Annotated in this window: 18 protein-coding genes and 1 tRNA gene; 12 read left to right on the top strand and 7 right to left on the bottom strand. The window is 67.8% G+C overall.

Features of this window, described 5'->3' with window-relative positions:
- Positions 1 to 234 precede the first annotated feature (234 nt).
- Positions 235 to 1,146: a calcium-binding protein gene (locus ACFSGJ_RS10730; protein ID WP_390261397.1), complete on the top strand. Its 912-nt coding sequence runs from the start codon at positions 235 to 237 to the stop codon at positions 1,144 to 1,146.
- A gap of 3 nt (positions 1,147 to 1,149) precedes the next feature.
- On the opposite strand, the gene ACFSGJ_RS10725 is transcribed toward ACFSGJ_RS10730, so the two are convergent.
- The 4 genes from ACFSGJ_RS10725 to rbfA are packed head-to-tail and all read right to left on the bottom strand — an operon-like array spanning position 1,150 to position 3,784.
- Positions 1,150 to 1,653 (bottom strand): DUF1643 domain-containing protein, encoded by a 504-nt coding sequence (locus ACFSGJ_RS10725; protein ID WP_390261395.1) that lies wholly within the window; start codon positions 1,651 to 1,653, stop codon positions 1,150 to 1,152.
- Positions 1,650 to 2,555 carry a tRNA pseudouridine(55) synthase TruB gene (gene truB / locus ACFSGJ_RS10720; RefSeq protein ID WP_390261393.1) on the bottom strand — a complete coding sequence of 302 codons (906 nt, stop codon included), beginning with the start codon at positions 2,553 to 2,555 and terminating at the stop codon, positions 1,650 to 1,652. Before truB ends, ACFSGJ_RS10725 begins: the two co-directional genes overlap by 4 nt.
- A 31-nt stretch (positions 2,556 to 2,586) precedes the next feature.
- Positions 2,587 to 3,351 carry a phosphodiester glycosidase family protein gene (locus ACFSGJ_RS10715; RefSeq protein ID WP_390261392.1) on the bottom strand — a complete coding sequence of 255 codons (765 nt, stop codon included), beginning with the start codon at positions 3,349 to 3,351 and terminating at the stop codon, positions 2,587 to 2,589.
- A gap of 1 nt (position 3,352) precedes the next feature.
- Positions 3,353 to 3,784 (bottom strand): 30S ribosome-binding factor RbfA, encoded by a 432-nt coding sequence (gene rbfA, locus ACFSGJ_RS10710; protein ID WP_390261390.1) that lies wholly within the window; start codon positions 3,782 to 3,784, stop codon positions 3,353 to 3,355.
- A 137-nt stretch (positions 3,785 to 3,921) separates the two neighbouring features.
- Here rbfA and dapB point away from each other — a divergent pair, with 137 nt between their 5' ends.
- On the top strand, positions 3,922 to 4,743 hold the full coding sequence (dapB, locus tag ACFSGJ_RS10705) for a 4-hydroxy-tetrahydrodipicolinate reductase (RefSeq protein WP_390261388.1): 822 nt from the start codon (positions 3,922 to 3,924) through the stop codon (positions 4,741 to 4,743).
- Between the two features lie 30 nt (positions 4,744 to 4,773).
- Here the strand turns inward: dapB and ACFSGJ_RS10700 are convergent, their stop codons facing one another.
- Positions 4,774 to 4,959 (bottom strand): DUF1674 domain-containing protein, encoded by a 186-nt coding sequence (locus tag ACFSGJ_RS10700; RefSeq protein WP_390261386.1) that lies wholly within the window; start codon positions 4,957 to 4,959, stop codon positions 4,774 to 4,776.
- A gap of 60 nt (positions 4,960 to 5,019) precedes the next feature.
- On the opposite strand from ACFSGJ_RS10700, the gene ACFSGJ_RS10695 reads away from it, so the two are divergent.
- The 9 genes from ACFSGJ_RS10695 (at position 5,020) to ACFSGJ_RS10655 (ending at position 16,462) form a co-directional block, all read left to right on the top strand.
- On the top strand, positions 5,020 to 6,318 hold the full coding sequence (locus tag ACFSGJ_RS10695; protein WP_390261384.1) for an RsmB/NOP family class I SAM-dependent RNA methyltransferase: 1,299 nt from the start codon (positions 5,020 to 5,022) through the stop codon (positions 6,316 to 6,318).
- A gap of 69 nt (positions 6,319 to 6,387) precedes the next feature.
- Complete coding sequence (locus ACFSGJ_RS10690; protein WP_390261382.1) at positions 6,388 to 8,109, top strand: heparinase II/III family protein; 1,722 nt, start codon at positions 6,388 to 6,390, stop codon at positions 8,107 to 8,109.
- 20 nt (positions 8,110 to 8,129) lie between these two features.
- Positions 8,130 to 9,719 carry a bifunctional phosphoribosylaminoimidazolecarboxamide formyltransferase/IMP cyclohydrolase gene (gene purH, locus ACFSGJ_RS10685; protein WP_390261380.1) on the top strand — a complete coding sequence of 530 codons (1,590 nt, stop codon included), beginning with the start codon at positions 8,130 to 8,132 and terminating at the stop codon, positions 9,717 to 9,719.
- 112 nt (positions 9,720 to 9,831) lie between these two features.
- Positions 9,832 to 10,302, top strand: coding sequence for a signal peptidase II (gene lspA, locus ACFSGJ_RS10680; RefSeq protein WP_390261379.1), 471 nt, complete (start codon positions 9,832 to 9,834; stop codon positions 10,300 to 10,302).
- Positions 10,303 to 10,390: 88 nt separating this feature from the next.
- The gene (locus tag ACFSGJ_RS10675) at positions 10,391 to 10,915 is read left to right on the top strand and encodes a DUF3035 domain-containing protein (RefSeq protein WP_390261377.1); all 525 of its coding nucleotides are present in this window, start codon (positions 10,391 to 10,393) and stop codon (positions 10,913 to 10,915) included.
- A gap of 135 nt (positions 10,916 to 11,050) precedes the next feature.
- Complete coding sequence (locus ACFSGJ_RS10670) at positions 11,051 to 12,433, top strand: M16 family metallopeptidase (protein ID WP_390262373.1); 1,383 nt, start codon at positions 11,051 to 11,053, stop codon at positions 12,431 to 12,433.
- On the top strand, positions 12,430 to 13,737 hold the full coding sequence (locus tag ACFSGJ_RS10665; RefSeq protein ID WP_390261376.1) for a M16 family metallopeptidase: 1,308 nt from the start codon (positions 12,430 to 12,432) through the stop codon (positions 13,735 to 13,737). The genes ACFSGJ_RS10670 and ACFSGJ_RS10665 overlap by 4 nt, the downstream gene beginning before the upstream one ends.
- A gap of 48 nt (positions 13,738 to 13,785) precedes the next feature.
- A complete protein-coding gene (gene mutL / locus ACFSGJ_RS10660; RefSeq protein ID WP_390261374.1) occupies positions 13,786 to 15,639 on the top strand; it encodes a DNA mismatch repair endonuclease MutL in 1,854 nt (617 codons plus the stop codon).
- Between the two features lie 85 nt (positions 15,640 to 15,724).
- Positions 15,725 to 16,462, top strand: coding sequence for an SDR family NAD(P)-dependent oxidoreductase (locus ACFSGJ_RS10655; RefSeq protein ID WP_390261372.1), 738 nt, complete (start codon positions 15,725 to 15,727; stop codon positions 16,460 to 16,462).
- A 99-nt stretch (positions 16,463 to 16,561) separates the two neighbouring features.
- On the opposite strand, the gene ykgO is transcribed toward ACFSGJ_RS10655, so the two are convergent.
- Together ykgO and ACFSGJ_RS10645 are read right to left on the bottom strand one after the other, a co-directional pair.
- Complete coding sequence (gene ykgO, locus ACFSGJ_RS10650; RefSeq protein WP_150422850.1) at positions 16,562 to 16,687, bottom strand: type B 50S ribosomal protein L36; 126 nt, start codon at positions 16,685 to 16,687, stop codon at positions 16,562 to 16,564.
- A 61-nt stretch (positions 16,688 to 16,748) separates the two neighbouring features.
- Positions 16,749 to 16,823: transfer RNA gene (locus ACFSGJ_RS10645), tRNA-Val, on the bottom strand.
- 136 nt (positions 16,824 to 16,959) lie between these two features.
- On the opposite strand from ACFSGJ_RS10645, the gene ACFSGJ_RS10640 reads away from it, so the two are divergent.
- Positions 16,960 to 17,820 (top strand): N-formylglutamate amidohydrolase, encoded by an 861-nt coding sequence (locus ACFSGJ_RS10640; RefSeq protein ID WP_390261370.1) that lies wholly within the window; start codon positions 16,960 to 16,962, stop codon positions 17,818 to 17,820.
- The last annotated feature ends 327 nt before the right edge of the window (positions 17,821 to 18,147 follow it).

Here is an 18,147-nt window from a genome sequence, read left to right as displayed (position 1 = left end):
GCGCGGATGCGCGCGTATAAGGCAAATCAGGAGGAAATGAAAGCCTGTTTCGACGGGCGCGAAGCGGGGGTGGAGCGGGCGCAGCGGCCCCGCCGGGCCTCCGGGCGCGTGATGCGTTAACGAAGAGTTAACAGAACATTTGTGGCAAGCCGCAGGCCGATGGTAACCTTACAGGGTCGCCAGTTGCGGCGATGCGGGGGTAAGAGTGGCGCCGTGTTTTCGCTGTTTGGTGTAATGAGTATTCTGTTTCTGGGGGCGCTCGGCACCTCTGTCACCCCCGCTACCGCGACCGAACCCGATGAAGGGGACGCCTCCGACGTGCCTGACGAACCCGAAACTCCGCAGGGCGACCTGCTGATCGGGGGCGATGGCGGCGATATTCTGGTGGGCGGCGACGGCGATGACCTGATCCTTGGCGGGGCGGGTGACGACCAGATCGGCGGCTATGCGGGCGATGATATGCTCTTTGGCGGGGACGGGAATGACAGCCTCTTTGGTGGCGAGGGACGCGACCTTCTGTTCGGCGGGCCGGGCGACGACTGGCTGGCGGGGGGCGATGGCGACGATCTCTTGTCCGGGGGCGCGGGCGACGACTACCTGGCCGGGCAGGAAGGGGACGACATCCTGTTCGGCGGTGCGGGCGACGACACGCTCTATGGCGGTGGCGGAAATGACTGGCTGTTCGGCGGATTGGGCGACGATGCGCTGCATGGCGGCTCTGGCGACGATGTGCTGTCGGGCGGGCGAGGGGCGGATACGCTCTTTGGCGGGCACGGGAACAACACGCTGATCGGGATCGTGCTGGATGAGGACGGGCAGGATATCGACGAAGGCGACTATCTGAACGGCGGGTCGGGCGACGACCTTTTCGTGATCGGCGGGGGCGATACCGTGACGGGCGGCGGCGGGGCGAACACCTTTGTGCTGGGCGACTGGATCAACGGCGCGCCTGCGGTCATTCAGGACTTCATGCCCGATTTCGACCGGATCGTCGTCGCGCATCAGGCCCTGGGGCAGGAGCCGCTGCTGGAATTGCAGGAAGACGAAGGTCTTACCCGCATCCTTCTGGACGGGGTCGTCCTTGCCCATCTGCCGGGGGTCGGGGGGATGACGCCCGCCTCGATCGAGTTGCGCCTGCGCGGCTAGCCGTCACACCCAGAGAACGGGCGCCTGCGCATAGCCGATGTAGAGCGGGTGTTTCGGATGCCCGTCCCGCGTCAGCCCGAGGTGAAAGAGCGGTCGGCCCGTGCCCCGCATCAGCGCCTCGACCTGCGGACCACGGCCAAGATGCGCGCCATGCGTGCCCCAGGCACAGATGATCCGGTCCGCCCAGTCGCAGCTTTCCAGAATGGCCGCATCATTCGCCGGTCCCACCGGGTCGGCTGCCGCACGCATCCCCTTTGGGTCCGTGTCGCGCCAGGCAAAGATGTTGCAGACCCGGAACGCCCCGAAGCCGAGCGTGCGGGCGCGGCGCTCGCACCGTTCGACCGTGGGATCGTTCTGATATTCGGTCGCGGTCGAGGGGTTCAGCATCACGAAAAGCGCCTTTTCCCCCTCGGCCCAGCGGCGGGTCAGAAGGTAGCGGTAGCGTTCGCAGGGCGAATAGACCGCCGTGCTGTCGGCGTCGCCTTTCTGAAAGCTCCGCGTGATCACAGGTTGAAGACCCGGCTGGGATGCAATTCGCCCGACCGGTAGACCCCGACAGCCACGGCCCGGCCCTGATGGCTGGCCCAGGCTTCCTCGCCCCATTCGGCGTCGGAACTGATCACCATCCCGGGGTTGCCGTTGCGCAGCCGCGCCGCGCCCTCGGCGGTGGCAGGGAGTTCCGGCAGATCGGCCAGCCCCATTTCCAGCGGCAAAAGCAGGTCGTCAAGCGCCTCGGTCCGGGCGAGGTTGTCGATCTGTTCGATGGTCGTCCCGGCTTCCGCGGTGAACGGCCCCGACCAAAGGCGGCGCAGGCGCAGCACATGGCCATGACAGCCAAGGGCGGCGCCCAGATCCCGCGCGATGGACCGCACATAACCGCCCTTGCCGCAGACCATTTCCAGTTCGACATGATCGGCATCCGGGCGCGCGGTGATCGTCAGGCTCTCGACCCAGAGAGGGCGGGCGGCCAGGTCCATCTCTTCGCCCGCCCGTGCGATATCGTAGGCGCGTTCACCCTCGATCTTGACGGCCGAGAACTGGGGCGGAACCTGCATGATCTCGCCCCGGAACCGCGCCAGCGCCGCCTCGATCGCGGCATCGTCGGGGCGCAGGTCGGACGTGGCGATGACCGCGCCTTCGGCGTCGTCCGTGGTCGTCGCCTGCCCCAGCCGGACGGTGAAGCGATAGCATTTCAGCGCATCGGTGATGTAGGGCACCGTCTTGGTCGCCTCACCCAGCGCCACCGCCAGAACGCCCGTCGCGTCGGGGTCGAGCGTCCCGGCATGGCCGGCCTTCTTGGCATCGAAAGCCCAGCGGACCTTGTTCACCACCGCGGTCGAGGTCATGCCCGACGGCTTGTCCACCACGAGCCAGCCCGAAATCTCTCGCCCCTTGCGCCTGCGTGCCATTCCCGTCTCCCGTTGCTTCAGGCTGCGCCTGCTAGCCGCCGGCGTGATCCTCGTCAATCGGAACCACCGTGCCGACGATGGGACCAAGCGGCAGGCCCCAGTCACTGCGCCGCAGTCCCGGCGCATGGAGCCGAGAAATATTGCCGTCGAAGTAAAGCGCGTTCGGGGTGCCAAGCCCGTCGCGGAACATCCGGCCGAATTCATGGAACGTCACGCGCCGGTCGGAGATCACGAACCATGCGCGGCTGCCATCCTCTGACACGCCTACCCCGTTGCGGACGTAGCGCGAGGTCGCGTCGACCAGAAAACGCGGATGCAGTTCTCCGTCGATCACCAGCATCGGGCCCGATTGGGTGGCATAGTCGCAGACCGGCGGACTGTCGGCAAAGCGGCGGGTTTCGAGCACCGCAAACCCCTCTGGGCCGATGCAGAAGACGCCGTTCGGCAGCATCCCGAAATTGCCGGGCCCTGCCGAGGTCACGAGCTTTCCGGCCTGCCCTGCCCGGTCGAGATAGAGGCCCACGGGCGTCCGGTCGGAATGATACATGCCTGCGTTCATGGCAAAGCCGAGCCGTAACCCGTCATCGGCCAAGGTGCGGTTGAGCCGGTCAAAGCTGCCATAGATCGCGCCATCGGGCGCGGTCAGCCAGAGGCGCAGGTCATCCTGGCCGGCGCGAACCTCGCAGACGATATAACGGTTGCCGTCATGATCGACCGGCTCGCAGCGCTCGGCCGCCCCCGCCACACCCGAAAACAACCCCAGGAACGACAGGGTTGCCAGCGTCATCCAGCGCATGTCAGTCCGGCCTCGCATCGTCCGCCGGATCGTCGTCGCCATCGGCGTCCACATCGCGGCGCACCGTTTCGTCGTTCAGAAGGCGGCGGGTTTCGTCCATCCGGTCAAAGGTCTCGTCGATCGCGAACCGGATTTCCGGCGCGAACTTGAGCGTCAGCTCCTTTGCCACCTGCCGGCGCAACTCGGCGCGGTTGCGGCGCAGGGCGGCCAGTGCCTCGTCGGAGCCCTGGCCCCCGAGCGGCATGACGAAGGCCGTCGCCACCTTGAGATCGGGCGAGGTCCGGACCTCGCCCACCGTTATAGACATGCGGTTCAGTTCGGGGTCATGCACATCGCCGCGCAGCAGGACATCCGACAGCCGGCGCCGGATGAGTTCGCCCACACGGAGCTGTCGTTGGGAGGGGCCGGAGCCGGAAGGGAAACGATTTGCCATGGCGCAGATGTAGGCGATCCGGCGTGCCGCCGCAATATTGGCTGCGCAAACCGCGCTGACCGGGCCTTTACCGCCCCCGCACCAACAGGCTAAAGCGACCGGAGGAACGGGACGGGCGACCAGAGGGGAAACTGCAGATGACGAAGGATGACGCATCCCTGCCGGGGATCGTGGTGACCGGCGCCTCGGGGCGGATGGGGCGGATGCTGGTCCGAACGGTCGCCGAAAGCGCAGCGGCCCGTCTGGTCGCCGCGCTGGAACGGCCCGGGCATCCGTGGATCGGGCAGGATGTCGGCGTGGCGATGGGCGGCTCGCCCCTGGGCGTGACCGTCACCGATGACCCGCTTGAGGCCGTGGCGCGGGCGCAGGCGATCATCGACTTCACCGCCCCCGCCGCGACGGTGGAATTCGCGGATCTCGCCGCGCAGGCGCGGGCGGTGCATGTCATCGGAACGACCGGGCTGTCCGACGCCGATCTGGACCGGATCGCCCTTGCGGCCCGTCATGCGCCGATCGTGCGCGCCGGCAACATGAGCCTTGGCGTCAACCTTCTGGTGCAGCTGACGCGCAAGGTCGCGGCGGCGCTCGATGCGGATTTCGACATCGAGGTGGTCGAGGCCCATCACCGCCACAAGGTCGACGCGCCTTCGGGCACCGCGCTGATGCTCGGCGAGGCCGCGGCCGAGGGGCGCGGGGTGTCGCTGACTGACATGACCGACAGCGGGCGCGACGGGATCACCGGCCCCCGGGGGCGCGGCCGGATCGGGTTTTCCGCGATCCGGGGCGGCGACATCGTGGGCGAACATGACGTGATCTTTGCGGGCGAGGGCGAAAGGATCATCCTTCGCCACGTCGCGACGGATCGTGCGATCTTTGCGCGCGGCGCGCTCAGGGCGGCGCTCTGGGGGCAGGACAAGAAGCCCGGCACCTATTCGATGGTGGATGTGCTGGGCCTCTGAACCAGTAAAGGCACGGCGGAGGGGGTGCGGTCAGAAATCGACCGCAATCCCCTTCTTTTCCCAGTCGCCGAAGCGCACCGGCTCAGGCCCCTTGCGCCCGCCAAGCTCGGTCGGCAGGTCCAGCGGGGGTTGGGTGCGGCGGCGTTCCTCGGCCTCGGCCAGGGCGCGTTGCGCGGCGGGGGGCAGGGCGGCCGTTCGGGCGTCTTCGTCTTGCATCTCGCGCTCCTCGGTTTATCCGAGATATACGCAAGACAGATCAGGACACAAGGCAGGACCATGGCAGCACCAAAGGATCGACGAGGCGGCGGCGACACCAGCGGGCTTGCGGCCCGGCGTGCGGCGCTGGCGCTGATTTCGGCCGTGCTGGAGGAAGGGCGGCTGTTGTCCGACGCGCTGGCCGACCCGCGCGGTATGGTGGCCGCGCTTGACGGGCAGGGGCGCGCCCGGGCGCAGCGTCTGGCCCTGACGACCCTGCGCAATATCGGGCGCGCCGACCGGATGCTGGGCCCGCATCTGCGCAAGCGGCCGCCGCCCGCGATCCACAACATCCTCCGCCTTGCCCTTGCCGAGGTTCATGCCGAGGGCGCGGCCCCTCATGGTGCGGTCGATGCGGCGGTCTCGCTTGCCCGCGAAGGCGGCGGGGCCGCGGCGCTGGCGGGCCTCGTGAACGCGGTCCTGCGCAAGACGACTGCCGCGCCGCCCGAGGTGTGGCAGAAACTGCCGGTGCCGGACCTTCCGAAATGGTTGCGCCGGCCGCTGATCGCCGCCTATGGCAAACCTGCGGTCGAGGCGATCGAGGCGGCGCATCTGGCGGGGGCGCCGCTCGACCTGACCGTCCCGGGCGACGGCCCGGTGCCTGAGGGCGAACGTCTGCCGAATGGCACGCTGCGTCTGGCTGCGGGCACGCAGGTCACGGCGCTGCCCGGCTATGCCGAGGGGACATGGTGGGTGCAGGATGCGGCGGCGGCCTTTCCCGCGATGGTCCTGGCACCGCAACCCGGCGAGCGTGTGGCCGATCTTTGCGCGGCGCCCGGCGGCAAGACGATGCAGCTTGCGGCCGCCGGGGCGCAGGTGACGGCGGTGGATGTGTCCGAGGCGCGGCTGGCGCGTCTGCGTGAAAATCTGAGCCGCACCGGGCTTGAGGCCGAGATCCTTGCGGCGGATGTGCTGGACTGGGTGCCGGCGGCGCCGTTCGATGCGGTGCTGCTCGACGCGCCCTGTTCGGCCACGGGCACGATCCGGCGCCATCCCGACCTGCCCTTTGTCAAGCGTCCCGAGGATGTTGGCTCGCTGACCCGCCTTCAGGCACAGCTGATCGACCGGGCCATAGCGATGCTGCGCCCCGGCGGGCGGCTGGTTTACTGCACCTGCTCGCTCTTGCCCGAAGAGGGTGAGGATCAGGTCACGGCCGCGCTGGCGCGGCACCGTGGCCTGCGGGCCGTGGACGCGGATGTCCCGGGCCTTGCGCCTGAATGGCGCTCTGGCCCCGGCTGGCGGCTGCGCCCTGACTACTGGGCCGGGCAGGGCGGGATGGACGGGTTCTACATCGCGCTTCTGGTCCGCGACGGTGGCTGACCGTTTCAGGGCGGTGACAGAACGGCCCTGCCGGGCTAGTCTGGGGACAAGCCCTCAATCGGAGGCCCCATGGCCCGTCCCGACCGCCCCTACGGAGTGCCCGCCCCGCCCGGTCTTGCCGACCGAATCGCGGCCCGGCTGATCGGTTTCGGGCGCAGCCGCACCCGCATGATCGCCGAGCCCGAACCCCGCTTCATCGGCTCGGCCCCACGGGGGCACGCGCTGTTGTCAGGCGCGTTCCATGTCGGGGGCGAACCCGTCGCGGCGCAAAGCCCGTGGCGGCTGCGGCTGGCCGACCCCGCCGCGCAGGCCGAGGCGAGGGGGCTGCACGGGTTCCGCTGGCTCGACGATCTGGCGGCGGTGGGCAGCCCGGCGGCCCGGATCGCGGCGCGCGACTGGACGCTGGAATGGCTGACGCGCTATGGCCGGGGCGCGGGCCCGGGATGGACGGCGACGCTGGCCGCGCAACGTCTGCTGCGATGGCTGAGCCATGCCGAACTTCTGTCGCTGCCCGATACCGCCCGGGGCCGGTTCGAGCGGGCGTTGGGGCGCCATCTGCGGTTCCTGTCCCGGCGCTGGAAGGCGGCGGCACCCGGGCTTGAACGGATCGAGGTGCTGACCGCGATGGTCTATGGCGGACTGGCGCTCGACGGTATGCAGCCCCATGCCGAACGTGCCCGTGCCGGGTTGGCCGACGCCGCCGGGATCATCGACGCCGAGGGTGCGATCCCGAGCCGCAATCCCGAAGAACTGCTGGAAATCACCCATTTCCTGCTGCTCGCCGCCACCGCGCTGGAGGAGGCGACGGTCGATCCGCTGCCGGCGCATCTGTCCGCGATCGGGCGGGCGGTGCCGGTCCTGCGGGTGCTGCGCCACGCCACCGGTCTTCCACCCCGGTTTCACGGGGGCAGCCGGGGGCCGGCGGGGCGGCTCGACCAGGTGCTGGCGGCATCGGGGGTGCGGGGGCAGGCCGAACAGCCGGCGATGGGCTATGCGCGGCTGTCGTCAGGGCGCAGCACCGTCATCGCGGATGCAGCCCTGCCACCGGCCGGGCCGGCCTCGGCCATGGGCCATGCCTCGGCGCTTGCCTTCGAGTTTTCGCACGGACGGCGTTCGGTCATCGTGAGCGTGGGCAGCGGTGCGCCGTTCGGCGGCGACTGGCGCCGCGCCGGGCGCGCAACGGCCTCGCATTCCACGCTGGGGATCGACGGGGTGTCATCGGCCCGGCTGGCGGTTGCCGCGGGTGGGCCGGAACTGCTGACGGGTGGCCCGACCGAGGTCCTGTTCCGCGGCGACCGCCATGGACTGACCCTTGCCCATGACGGATGGCGGCGCAGCCATGGGTTGATCCACCACCGTGTGCTGCAGCTTTCCCCGGATGGGCTGTCGCTGTCCGGTGAGGATGTGATCGCCGCCGAGACGCCCCCGGACCGCGCGGCGCTGGAACAGGCGGTCGCGCGCGCCGGGGCCGACGGGATCGGTTACAGCATGCGGTTCCACCTGCACCCGGATATCCGCGCCGTGGCCGACCTGCGCGGGACCATGGTCGAACTGATGCTGCCCGGCGGCGAGACCTGGGCCTTTCGCCATGAAGGCGAGGGCACGCTCTCGCTGCAACCCTCGGTCTATCTCGACCGCTACAGGATGGCACCCCGGCGCAGCAGCCAGATCGTCATCTCGGACACAATCCGCCATTATACCGCACGGATTGGCTGGACGCTGGCGCAGGCTCAGGATAGGCCCACGGCTGTCCGTGACCTTGAACCCGATGATCTTCTGGCTGACGCCTGACCGACCCGAAGGACCTAAGCATGACGACCCTTGTGCCCATTGGCCGCGCCCTTCTTTCCGTTTCCGACAAGACCGGCCTTCTGGACCTTGCTCATGTGCTTGCCGCCCGGGGGGTCGAACTGATCTCGACCGGCGGGACGGCCGCGGCGCTGCGCGGCGCGGGCCTTGCCGTGCGCGACGTGGCCGAGGTGACCGGCTTTCCCGAGATGATGGACGGGCGCGTCAAGACGCTGCATCCGATGGTGCATGGCGGCCTTTTGGCGCTGCGGGACGAACCGTCGCACCGCGCCGCGATGGAGGGGCACGGGATCGCGCCGATCGACCTCCTGGTCGTGAACCTCTATCCGTTCGAGCAGACGGTGGCGGGCGGCGGCAGCTATGAGGACTGTGTCGAGAATATCGATATCGGCGGCCCCGCGATGATCCGCGCCGCGGCCAAGAACCACCGTTTCGTCAGCGTCGTGACCGACCCCGAAGATTACGCGGCCCTTGTGGCCGAACTGGATGCGAACGGGGGTGCGACGGGCCTCGCCTTCCGGCAGCGGTTGGCCCAGACGGCCTATGCGCGCACGGCGGCCTATGATGCGGCGGTGTCGAACTGGATGGCGGGGGCATTGGATCTTGCGGCGCCGCGCCGCCGGGTCTTTGCAGGCACCCTGCGTCAGGGCCTGCGCTATGGCGAGAATCCGCATCAGACTGCCGGTTTCTATACCGACGGGTCGGATCGCCCTGGCGTCGCGACCGCCGATCAGCTTCAGGGCAAGGAACTGTCCTACAACAACATAAACGATACCGATGCGGCCTTTGAACTGGTGTCGGAATTCCTGCCCGCCGAAGGCCCCGCCTGCGCCATCATCAAGCACGCGAACCCCTGCGGCGTGGCGCGGGGCGACACGCTGATCGAGGCCTATCGCCGCGCCTATGATTGCGACCGCACCTCGGCCTTTGGCGGGATCGTGGCGCTGAACCGTCCGCTCGACGGTCCGACCGCCGAGGAAATCGCCGCGATCTTTACCGAGGTCGTGATCGCCCCCGGGGCCGATGAGGCCGCGCGGGCGGTGTTCGCGGCGAAAAAGAACCTGCGGCTTCTGGTCACGCAGGGCCTCGCCAATCCGCAAAGCCCGGCGCTTGCCGTGCGGCAGGTGAGCGGCGGGTACCTGGTGCAGGACAAGGACACGGGCTTTGTCGCGCCGGGCGACCTGCGGACCGTGACGCGGCGCGCGCCGACCGCGCAGGAACTGACGGACCTTCTTTTTGCGTGGAAGGTTGCGAAGCACGTCAAGTCGAACGCCATCGTCTATGTCAGGAACGGCGCGACGGTGGGCGTGGGTGCGGGCCAGATGAGCCGGATCGACAGCACCCGCATCGCAGCCCGAAAGGCGCAGGACATGGCCGAGGTGCTGGGTCTGGCCGAAAGCCCCGCACGCGGATCGGTCGTCGCCTCAGACGCCTTCTTTCCCTTTGCGGACGGCCTGCTTGCCGCCGCCGAGGCAGGTGCGACGGCGATCATCCAGCCCGGTGGCTCGATGCGCGACGAAGAGGTGATCGCCGCAGCCGATGAGGCGGGGCTGGCCATGGTCTTCACTGGTATGCGGCACTTCCGGCACTGAAATGGCCAAAAGCGCAAAGCCTGTCCCGAAACCCGCGCGCCCGAAACCTGCGCGAAAGCCGCGCGCCGCGTCCGGACCCGCCCGGACACGCGCGTCCGCCCGGCGGCCCGGCATGTGGATCGCGGCTGCGGTCGCGCTGGTCATCTTCGTGCTCGACCAGGTCTCGAAATATTACGTCGTGCATGTCCTGAACCTTGACCGGCGGCTGGCGATCGACGTCTGGCCGCCGTTCTTCAACCTGCGCATGGCGTGGAACCAGGGCATCAACTTCGGCCTGCTGGCCGGCGAGGCGGAACTGGTCCGCTGGGCGCTGATCGCGATCGCGCTGGTGATTTCCGCCTGGGTCTGGATCTGGGCCATGGGCCAGCGAGAGGATCGCTGGGTGCAGGTCTCTGCCGGGCTTCTGGTCGGCGGCGCGGTCGGAAACGTGATCGACCGCCTGCTTTACGGGGCGGTGGCCGATTTCATCAACATGTCCTGCTGCGGGATCAGGAACCCCTATGCGTTCAATGTGGCGGATGTGGCGATCTTTGCCGGGGCGGCGGGGCTGATCCTCTTTTCGGGGCGCCGAAAGACCGCGTGACGTCCCCGGATCTTTGGGCTAAAGACGTGTCCTGAAGGCGGGTTCCGGCGAAGGACCCGGGGAAAGGCACGGGGCGCAGGAGGCTTGGATGCGGGCAGCAACAGGGATCATCACGCTGGCGGTGGTGGCTGTGCTTGGGCTTTCCGCCTGCAGCCGTGGCGAGCCGCGCCTGATGACCACGACCTCGGCGGGGCGGAGCCCTGACGAATTCGCGATCCTGCCGACGCGGCCCTTGCAGATGCCGCCCGAACTTGGCGCGCTGCCGGAACCGACGCCGGGCGGCGCGAACCGCGTGGATGCGCAACCCCAGTCCGATGCGGCCATCGCGCTTGGCGGCAATCCGGGCGTGGTCGCCGGCGGGCCGTCGCCCGCGGATGCCGCCCTGCTCGCACATGCCCAGCGTAACGGCGCCGACCCGGCGATCCGCACGCAGCTTGCGGCCGAGGATCTGGAATTCCGGCGCCAGAACCGGGGACGGCCGCTGGAACGGCTGTTCAACGTCAACGTCTATTTCCGCGTCTATGGGCCGCAATCGCTTGATCCTCATGCGGAACTTGCGCGCTGGCGGCAGGCCGGGGCGCGGACACCGGCCGCCCCGCCGCCGGCACCCTGACTTCACGTCTTTGTAGGCGCGGTTGACCCTGCCGGGGGGCAGGGTAAGTCTTGCCAGCCGGGATGCACCGGCTTGAGGAGGTGAGCGATGCGAGGACTGGCCGGGTGTTTTCTTGCGGTCATGCTGCTTGTGGCGATGCCGGTTGCCGCGCAGGACGCATCACCGCAGGACACGAACCACGAGGCCGGGCAGGAAGAGGTCACGTCCTTCACGCTCGACAACGGGCTGGAGGTCGTGGTGATCGAGGATCACCGCGCCCCCGCCGTCGTTCACATGGTGTGGTATCGCGTCGGCGCTGCGGATGAACCGCCCGGCAAATCCGGCATCGCGCATTTTCTCGAACACCTGATGTTCAAGGGCACCGACACGCGCGCGGTGGGTGAGTTCTCGGCCGTGGTCGAGGCGCAGGGGGGCAGCGACAACGCCTTCACCTCCTGGGACTATACCGGCTATTTCCAGCGTGTGGCCGCCGACCGTCTTGACCTGATGATGGAGATGGAGGCCGACCGGATGGCCAACCTGCGTCTCGATGAGCCGGAGGTCCTGACGGAACGCGATGTGGTCCTTGAGGAACGCAATCAGGTGGTCGAGGGCCGTCCCGGCGCGATCTTCCGCGAGATCCAGCGCGCGACGCTCTTCATGAACCATCCCTACCGGCTGCCGATCATCGGCTGGCGCGATGAGATCGCGGCCCTGAGCCGGGAGGATGCGCTGGACTTCTATTCGATCTATTACGCGCCGAACAACGCGGTTCTGGTCGTTGCGGGCGATGTGACCCCGGACGAGGTGCGCGCCCTGGCCGAAACCCATTATGGCCCGATTGCCCCCAGCGACGCGCTGCCGCCGCGGCTGCGCCCGCAGGAACCCCCGCAACGTGCCGAGCGACGCTTTACCTATGCCGACCCGCGCGTGAGCGAGCCTTTCATCGCCCGCAGTTATCTGGCGCCCGCACGTCGCAGCGGCGCGCAGGAGGACGCCGCCGCGCTGACGGTTCTGGCAGAGCTTCTGGGCGGCAACCCGGCCACATCGGTTCTGGGGCGGCGGCTTCAGTTCGAGCAGGAGATCGCCCTCGGCGCCTATGCCGGCTATGGGGGCGTTGCGGTCGATGACGCGACCTTCGAGGTAGGGCTGGTTCCCTTGCCCGGCGTCTCGCTTGAAGAGGCCGAAGCGGCGATGGACGAGGTTATCGAGGAGTTCCTGGCGGAAGGTGTGGACGATGCGCAGCTTGCGCGCGTCAAGACGCAGATCCGCGCCTCCGAGATCTATGCGAGGGACAACGCACAGGGGCTGGCGCGCCGCTATGGCGAGGCTCTGTCGGTCGGACTGACGGTCGATGACGTGCGGGACTGGCCCGCGATACTTGAGGCGGTCACGGCAGAAGATGTGATGGCCGCAGCCGAGGCCGTGTTTGACCGGACACGCGCGGTGACGGGGATGATGGTTCAGGCAGAAGGCGCGGCACCGCTTGCGCCCGGGTCGACACCGCTGCCCCTGCCGGAAGCGGAGGAAATGCAATGATGATGCGTCTTTTCGCGGGGGCGCTGGCGCTCTGTCTTGCGGGTCCGGCCTTTGCACAGATCGAGATCCAGGAGGTCGAGAGCCCCGGCGGCATCACCGCCTGGCTGGTCGAGGAACATTCCATCCCCTTCGTTGCGCTCGAACTGCGGTTCGGGGGCGGGGGAAACGCCGATCCAGAGGGGCGGCGCGGGGCTGTGAACCTGATGACCGCGCTGCTGGAAGAAGGGGCGGGGGATCTCGACGCCGCGGGTTTTGCCGTCGCGCAAGAGGAACTCGCGGCGTCGTTCCGGTTTTCGGCCGGGAATGATGCGGTTTCGGTTTCCGCACGGTTCCTGACCGAGAATCGGGATGAGGCGCTGGACCTGTTGCGCCTGGCCCTGACCGAGCCGAGGTTCGACGATGCTGCAGTGGAACGGGTAAGGGGGCAGGTGCTTGCCTCGATCCGATCCGATCAACGCAGCGCCGGCGCCATCGCTGCACGCGAATTCAACGCGCTGGCCTATGGCGATCACCCCTATGGCAGCCCGCTGGACGGAACCGAGGAAAGCGTCGCGGCGCTCACCCGCGCGGATCTGCAAGAGGCTCATGCCCGCGCCCTGACGCGGGGACGGCTGCAGGTGGCCGCGGTCGGAGATATCACGGCGGAAGAGCTCGGCCCCCTCCTTGACCGGCTGCTTGCCGATCTGCCGCTCGACGGGCCCGAACCCCCGCCCGATGTGGCGGTGGGTGTGACGGGAGGTACGACGATCATCGACTTTGCCGCCCCGCAATCGGTGATCCTGTTCGGGCAGGGCGGCATCGCCTTTGACGATCCTGACTACTTTGCCGCTTTCGTCCTGAATGAGGTTCTGGGCGGCGGGCGGTTTTCCACCCGCCTGATGCGCGAACTGCGTGAGCGGCGCGGACTGACCTATGGCGTGGGCACGAGCCTTGTGGGCCGCGATCATTCCGACGCGCTTCTGGGGCAGGTGTCGGTGCCCAACGCGCGGGTGGCCGAGGCGGTGGAGTTGATCCGCGAGGAATGGGCGCGGCTGGCGGCCGAGGGGCTGACGCCCGAGGAACTGGAACGCGCGCAGGTCTTTCTGACCGGCGCTTACCCGCTGCGTTTCGACGGCAACGCGACGATTGCCGGAATTCTGGTGGGGATGCAGGCGCAGGGAATGCCCATCGACTATCCCAACACGCGCAACGACCGGATCATGGCCGTGACGCTGGAGGATGTGCAGCGCGTCGCAGCCCGGCTGCTTGATCCCGAGGGCCTGCATTTCGTGATCGTTGGCCAGCCCGAGGGCATGGACGGGTAGTGGGGCGGGTGATGGCCAAACCCGGCGTGTGATGCTATAGCTGGGGGCATGAACGTCGAAAGCCGCAAGATACGTCCCGTGATCCGCCAGCTCGACGAGGCAATGGCGAACCGCATCGCTGCCGGCGAGGTGGTGGAGCGGCCTGCCTCTGCGGTCAAGGAGCTGGTCGAGAACGCCCTCGACGCGGGTGCTGCGCGGATCGAGATCGCCTATGCCGATGGCGGCAAGACCTTGATCCGCGTGACCGATGACGGCTGCGGGATGACGCCCGGGGACCTGCCGCTGGCCCTGTCGCGCCACGCGACCTCCAAACTGGACGGGGCCGACCTTCTGAACATCCGCAGCTTCGGCTTTCGTGGCGAGGCTTTGCCGTCGCTCGGCGCCGTTGCGCGGCTGACGATCACCTCGCGCGCGGGCATCCCGGGGGCCGAGGCGGCCTCGGTCACGGTCGAAGGCGGGCGGATCGGGCCGGTGCGTCCGGCGGCGCTGAGCCGGGGCACTGTGGTCGAGTTGCGCGACCTTTTCTATGCGACGCCCGCGCGGCTCAAGTTCATGCGCAGCGACCGGAGCGAGGCGCAGGCGATCGCCGATGTGGTGCGCCGGCTTGCGCTGGCGGAGCCGCAGGTCGCATTCTGCCTGCGGGACGTGACGGGCGGCGGCGAAGGGCGCGTGGTGTTCCGGGTCGAGGCGGGCGAGGGCGATCTTTTCGATGCGCTCCATCGCAGGGTCGCGCAGGTGATCGGGGCCGATTTCACCGACAACGCACTGCGGCTCGATCTGGGTCGGGACGGCCTGAGCCTCGGCGGGTTCGCGGCGTTGCCGACCTATTCCCGCGGATCGTCAGCGGTGCAACATCTTTTCGTCAACGGCAGGCCGGTCCGGGACAAGCTGCTGTCGGGCGCCCTACGGGCCGCCTATTTCGACTTTCTGCCCCGCGACCGGCACCCGGCGGCGGTCCTTTTCCTGAACTGCGATCCGGAGCAGGTGGACGTCAACGTTCATCCGGCGAAATCCGAGGTGCGGTTTCGCGATGCCTCGGCGGCGCGCGGGCTGATCGTTTCCGGCCTGCGGCAGGTGCTGAGCGAGGCGCGTCACCGGGCGTCGACGACCGTCGCCGATCAGACCCTTGCCGCGATGCGCCCGGCTGCGATGGGACCACCGGCCCGGGTCTATCAGATGGACCGGCCATCGGCGCGGGCGCTTCAGGTCTCCTTTGCCGCGCAGGCCCCGGCCCCCGCGTTGCATCTGGGCGAAGCGGCGGCAGAGTTTGCCGCCCCTTCCGCCCGGGTCGAGGCCGATCTGCCGGCATCCGACGCTGTGGACCGGCCGCTGGGTGCAGCGCGGACGCAGCTTCACGGGAACTACATTGTCGCCCAGACCCGAGACGGGATGGTAATCGTTGATCAGCACGCCGCGCATGAGCGGTTGGTCTATGAGCGGCTCAAGTCCCAGATGGCGGAAAACGGCGTCGCGGCGCAGGCGCTGCTGATCCCCGAGATCGTCGAACTGCGCGAAGATGAGATCGGGCGGATCCTGCCGCTCGCCGCTGATCTGATGCGCGCCGGCCTGTCGATCGAGCCCTTTGGCGGTACGGCCATCGCGGTTCGGGAAACGCCCGCGATTCTCGGTCAGGTCGATGCCAGGGGCATGATCCGCGATATTCTGGATGAGCTGGAGGATCTGGGCGAGGCGACCGGCCTTCAGGCGCGGCTCGAGGCGGTCCTGTCCCGCATGGCCTGCCACGGCTCGGTGCGGTCCGGGCGGCAGATGCGTGCCGAAGAGATGAATGCGCTGCTGCGGGAAATGGAGGAGACCCCCCATTCCGGACAGTGCAATCACGGCCGCCCGACCTATGTTGAACTGAAGCTCGCGGATATCGAAAGGTTGTTCGGGCGGCGCTGAGCCGGTGGAACGATGGCCAACGGCCGCAAGTTCAGGAGAGGGAGGGGCGTTCCGGTCGTGGCGCCCAAGCAGGAAAGAGGACAACGTGAGAGAGTGGCAGGGAAAACGGTACTGGCTGGTGGGTGCAAGCGAAGGGCTGGGCCGCGCGCTCGCCCATGTCATGAGCCGCGCGGGAACCGAGTTGATCGTCAGCGCCCGGTCAGAGGAACGGCTTGCGGATCTTGTCGCTGAACTGCCGGGCCGCGCCTCTTACGTTACCGTTGATGTCCGGAACAGCGCCTCGGTCACAGATGCTGCGGCCGAAATCGGCCCGCTTGATGGGGTGGTCTATCTGGCGGGCAGCTACGCGCCGGTCAGCGCATCCGCCTGGGATGCCGCGCGGGTCGAGGAAATCTGCGACATCAATTTCACCGGCTGTGCCCGTGTCATGGGTGCCGTTGTTCCGGCAATGGTCGCGAGAGGTGAGGGGCATCTGGTCATGTGCGGCAGTGCGGCCGGCCCTTCCGGTCTGCCCAACTCCATCGGCTATGGGGCGGCGAAGGCGGGTGTCGCGGCGCTCGCCCGGTCGATGCAGCAGGACCTCCGGTCGAGCGGCGTCGAGGTGCAGCTGTTCAATGCCGGGCTGGTCCGGTCCGCTGTGCCGGAGGGGTCGGGGCCGATGGCGCCGCTGTTGATGGACGCAGAGGAGGCAGCGCAGGAAATGTTCGAGCATATGAACACCACCTATTTCTCCAAAAGCTTCCCGCGCGGGGCGTCCTGGCTGTTACAGGGGTCGCGACTGCTTCCGGATCGTGCGGTATGGGGCTTTGGCCGTCGGGGCTGAACGATGGTTCCGCAGGACGCACAGGCCGCGCCAGTCACCCCAGCAATGAAAAAGGCCGCCTCGGTTTCCCGGGCGGCCTTTACAATGCTCTGACGCCAATCAGCCCTGACGGGCCTTGAAGCGCTTCTGCGTCTTGTTGATGATATAGACGCGGCCCTTGCGGCGCACGACCTGACAGTCGCGGTGACGCAACTTCAGCGAGCGGAGCGAATTTTTGACCTTCATCGGTCTTCTCCTTCATCGCGGCGCGCGTGCGCCTTGAATAACGTGCCCCAGGCGGGGCGGATGGTGGGCGCGACAGGGATCGAACCTGTGACCCCTACGATGTCAACGTAGTGCTCTACCGCTGAGCTACGCGCCCGTTCCACAAGCAACGATCACATTTTCATGTCGCCGCTGCCGTCGGTCCGCAGGTCTTTAGAAGGAATCGCAGACCTGTTCAAGGGGTTTCGACAAAGGAATTTATCGAGCTACAATCCCATCCGCAGGAGGGTCCGATGTCATCCCACGCCTATCGTCTTGAGCTTCCCCCGACCGCGACGACCTGTGCCGTCTTTGCCTCGCCACATTCCGGCCGCAACTATCCCCGGGCCTTCGTGGATGCATCAACGCTTGATCCTCTTGCGCTCCGGTCCTCGGAAGATGCGCATCTCGATCTTCTTGTGGCGGACGCGCCGGGGCTTGGGGCGCCGCTTCTCTGCGCCCTTGCCCCCCGCGCCTATGTCGATCTCAATCGCAGCGCGGATGAGCTTGATCCGGCCCTGATCGAGGGGGTGCGCCGGACGATGCCCAATCCGCGGATCAGTTCGGGCCTCGGGGTGATTCCACGCGTCGTTGCGAATGGCCGTCCGATCTATCAAGGCAAGATCCCGCTGTCAGAGGCCGAGCGCCGCCTTAAAGACGTATGGCGCCCGTATCATTCAGCGCTGCAGCGGCTGATGCAGGATCAGCACCGGCGCTTTGGCCGCACGATTCTCTTCGACATGCACTCCATGCCGCATGAGGCAATCCAGGGCGTAGCTGCCCGTGGGCGTCCGGCGCCCGAGGTCGTGCTTGGCGATCGCTTCGGGTCTTCGGCGTCGCGGGAAGTGACGGAGGCGGTCGAGGCCGCCTTTGCCGCTGCCGGCCTTCGATCGGCACGGAACACTCCGTTTGCCGGGGCCTATGTGACACAGGCCTATGGGCGCCCCGCGCGCGGCCAGCATGTGATTCAGATCGAGATCGACCGCTCTCTCTACATGAACGAATCTACGCTGGAGCTGAGCCCGGGATTCGCAGCCTTTCAGCGCGTGATGCGACAGATTCTGTCGGATCTTGCTGCGATAGGCCGCGACTCGCTCCCGCTCGCGGCAGAGTAGGGGCAGGGGCGCGCGCGTCCGGGTTCACGTCATGCCAGTAAAACAAGCGGTTTGCCGTCATTGTGACGAATTCATGATTTTTCCGCTTGCGCCGGCCCGCGGCCTTCCCTAAATACCCCTTCACCGCGGCGCTGACAGACAGTCGGACGCAGCGGCCACCCAGGAAGACAGCGGGTGCGGCGCTTGCCGGAAGGTCTTCGTTGCTCTTTGACATTGTTGTTTTTTTTTGAAGGGATATGCGGGCGGTTTGGTCTGTTTTTCGACGGATCGGTCTCTTGCATATCGCCTGGCTAGGGGGTGCTTTTTGTGCTTCCGATGATGCTGGGA

Source organism: Halodurantibacterium flavum, from assembly GCF_042681825.1.
In the GTDB taxonomy this organism is placed as follows: Bacteria; Pseudomonadota; Alphaproteobacteria; order Rhodobacterales; family Rhodobacteraceae; genus Halodurantibacterium; species Halodurantibacterium flavum.
Note: the sequence above shows the minus strand (reverse complement) of the source record. Positions and strands in the feature narration are given on the sequence as shown.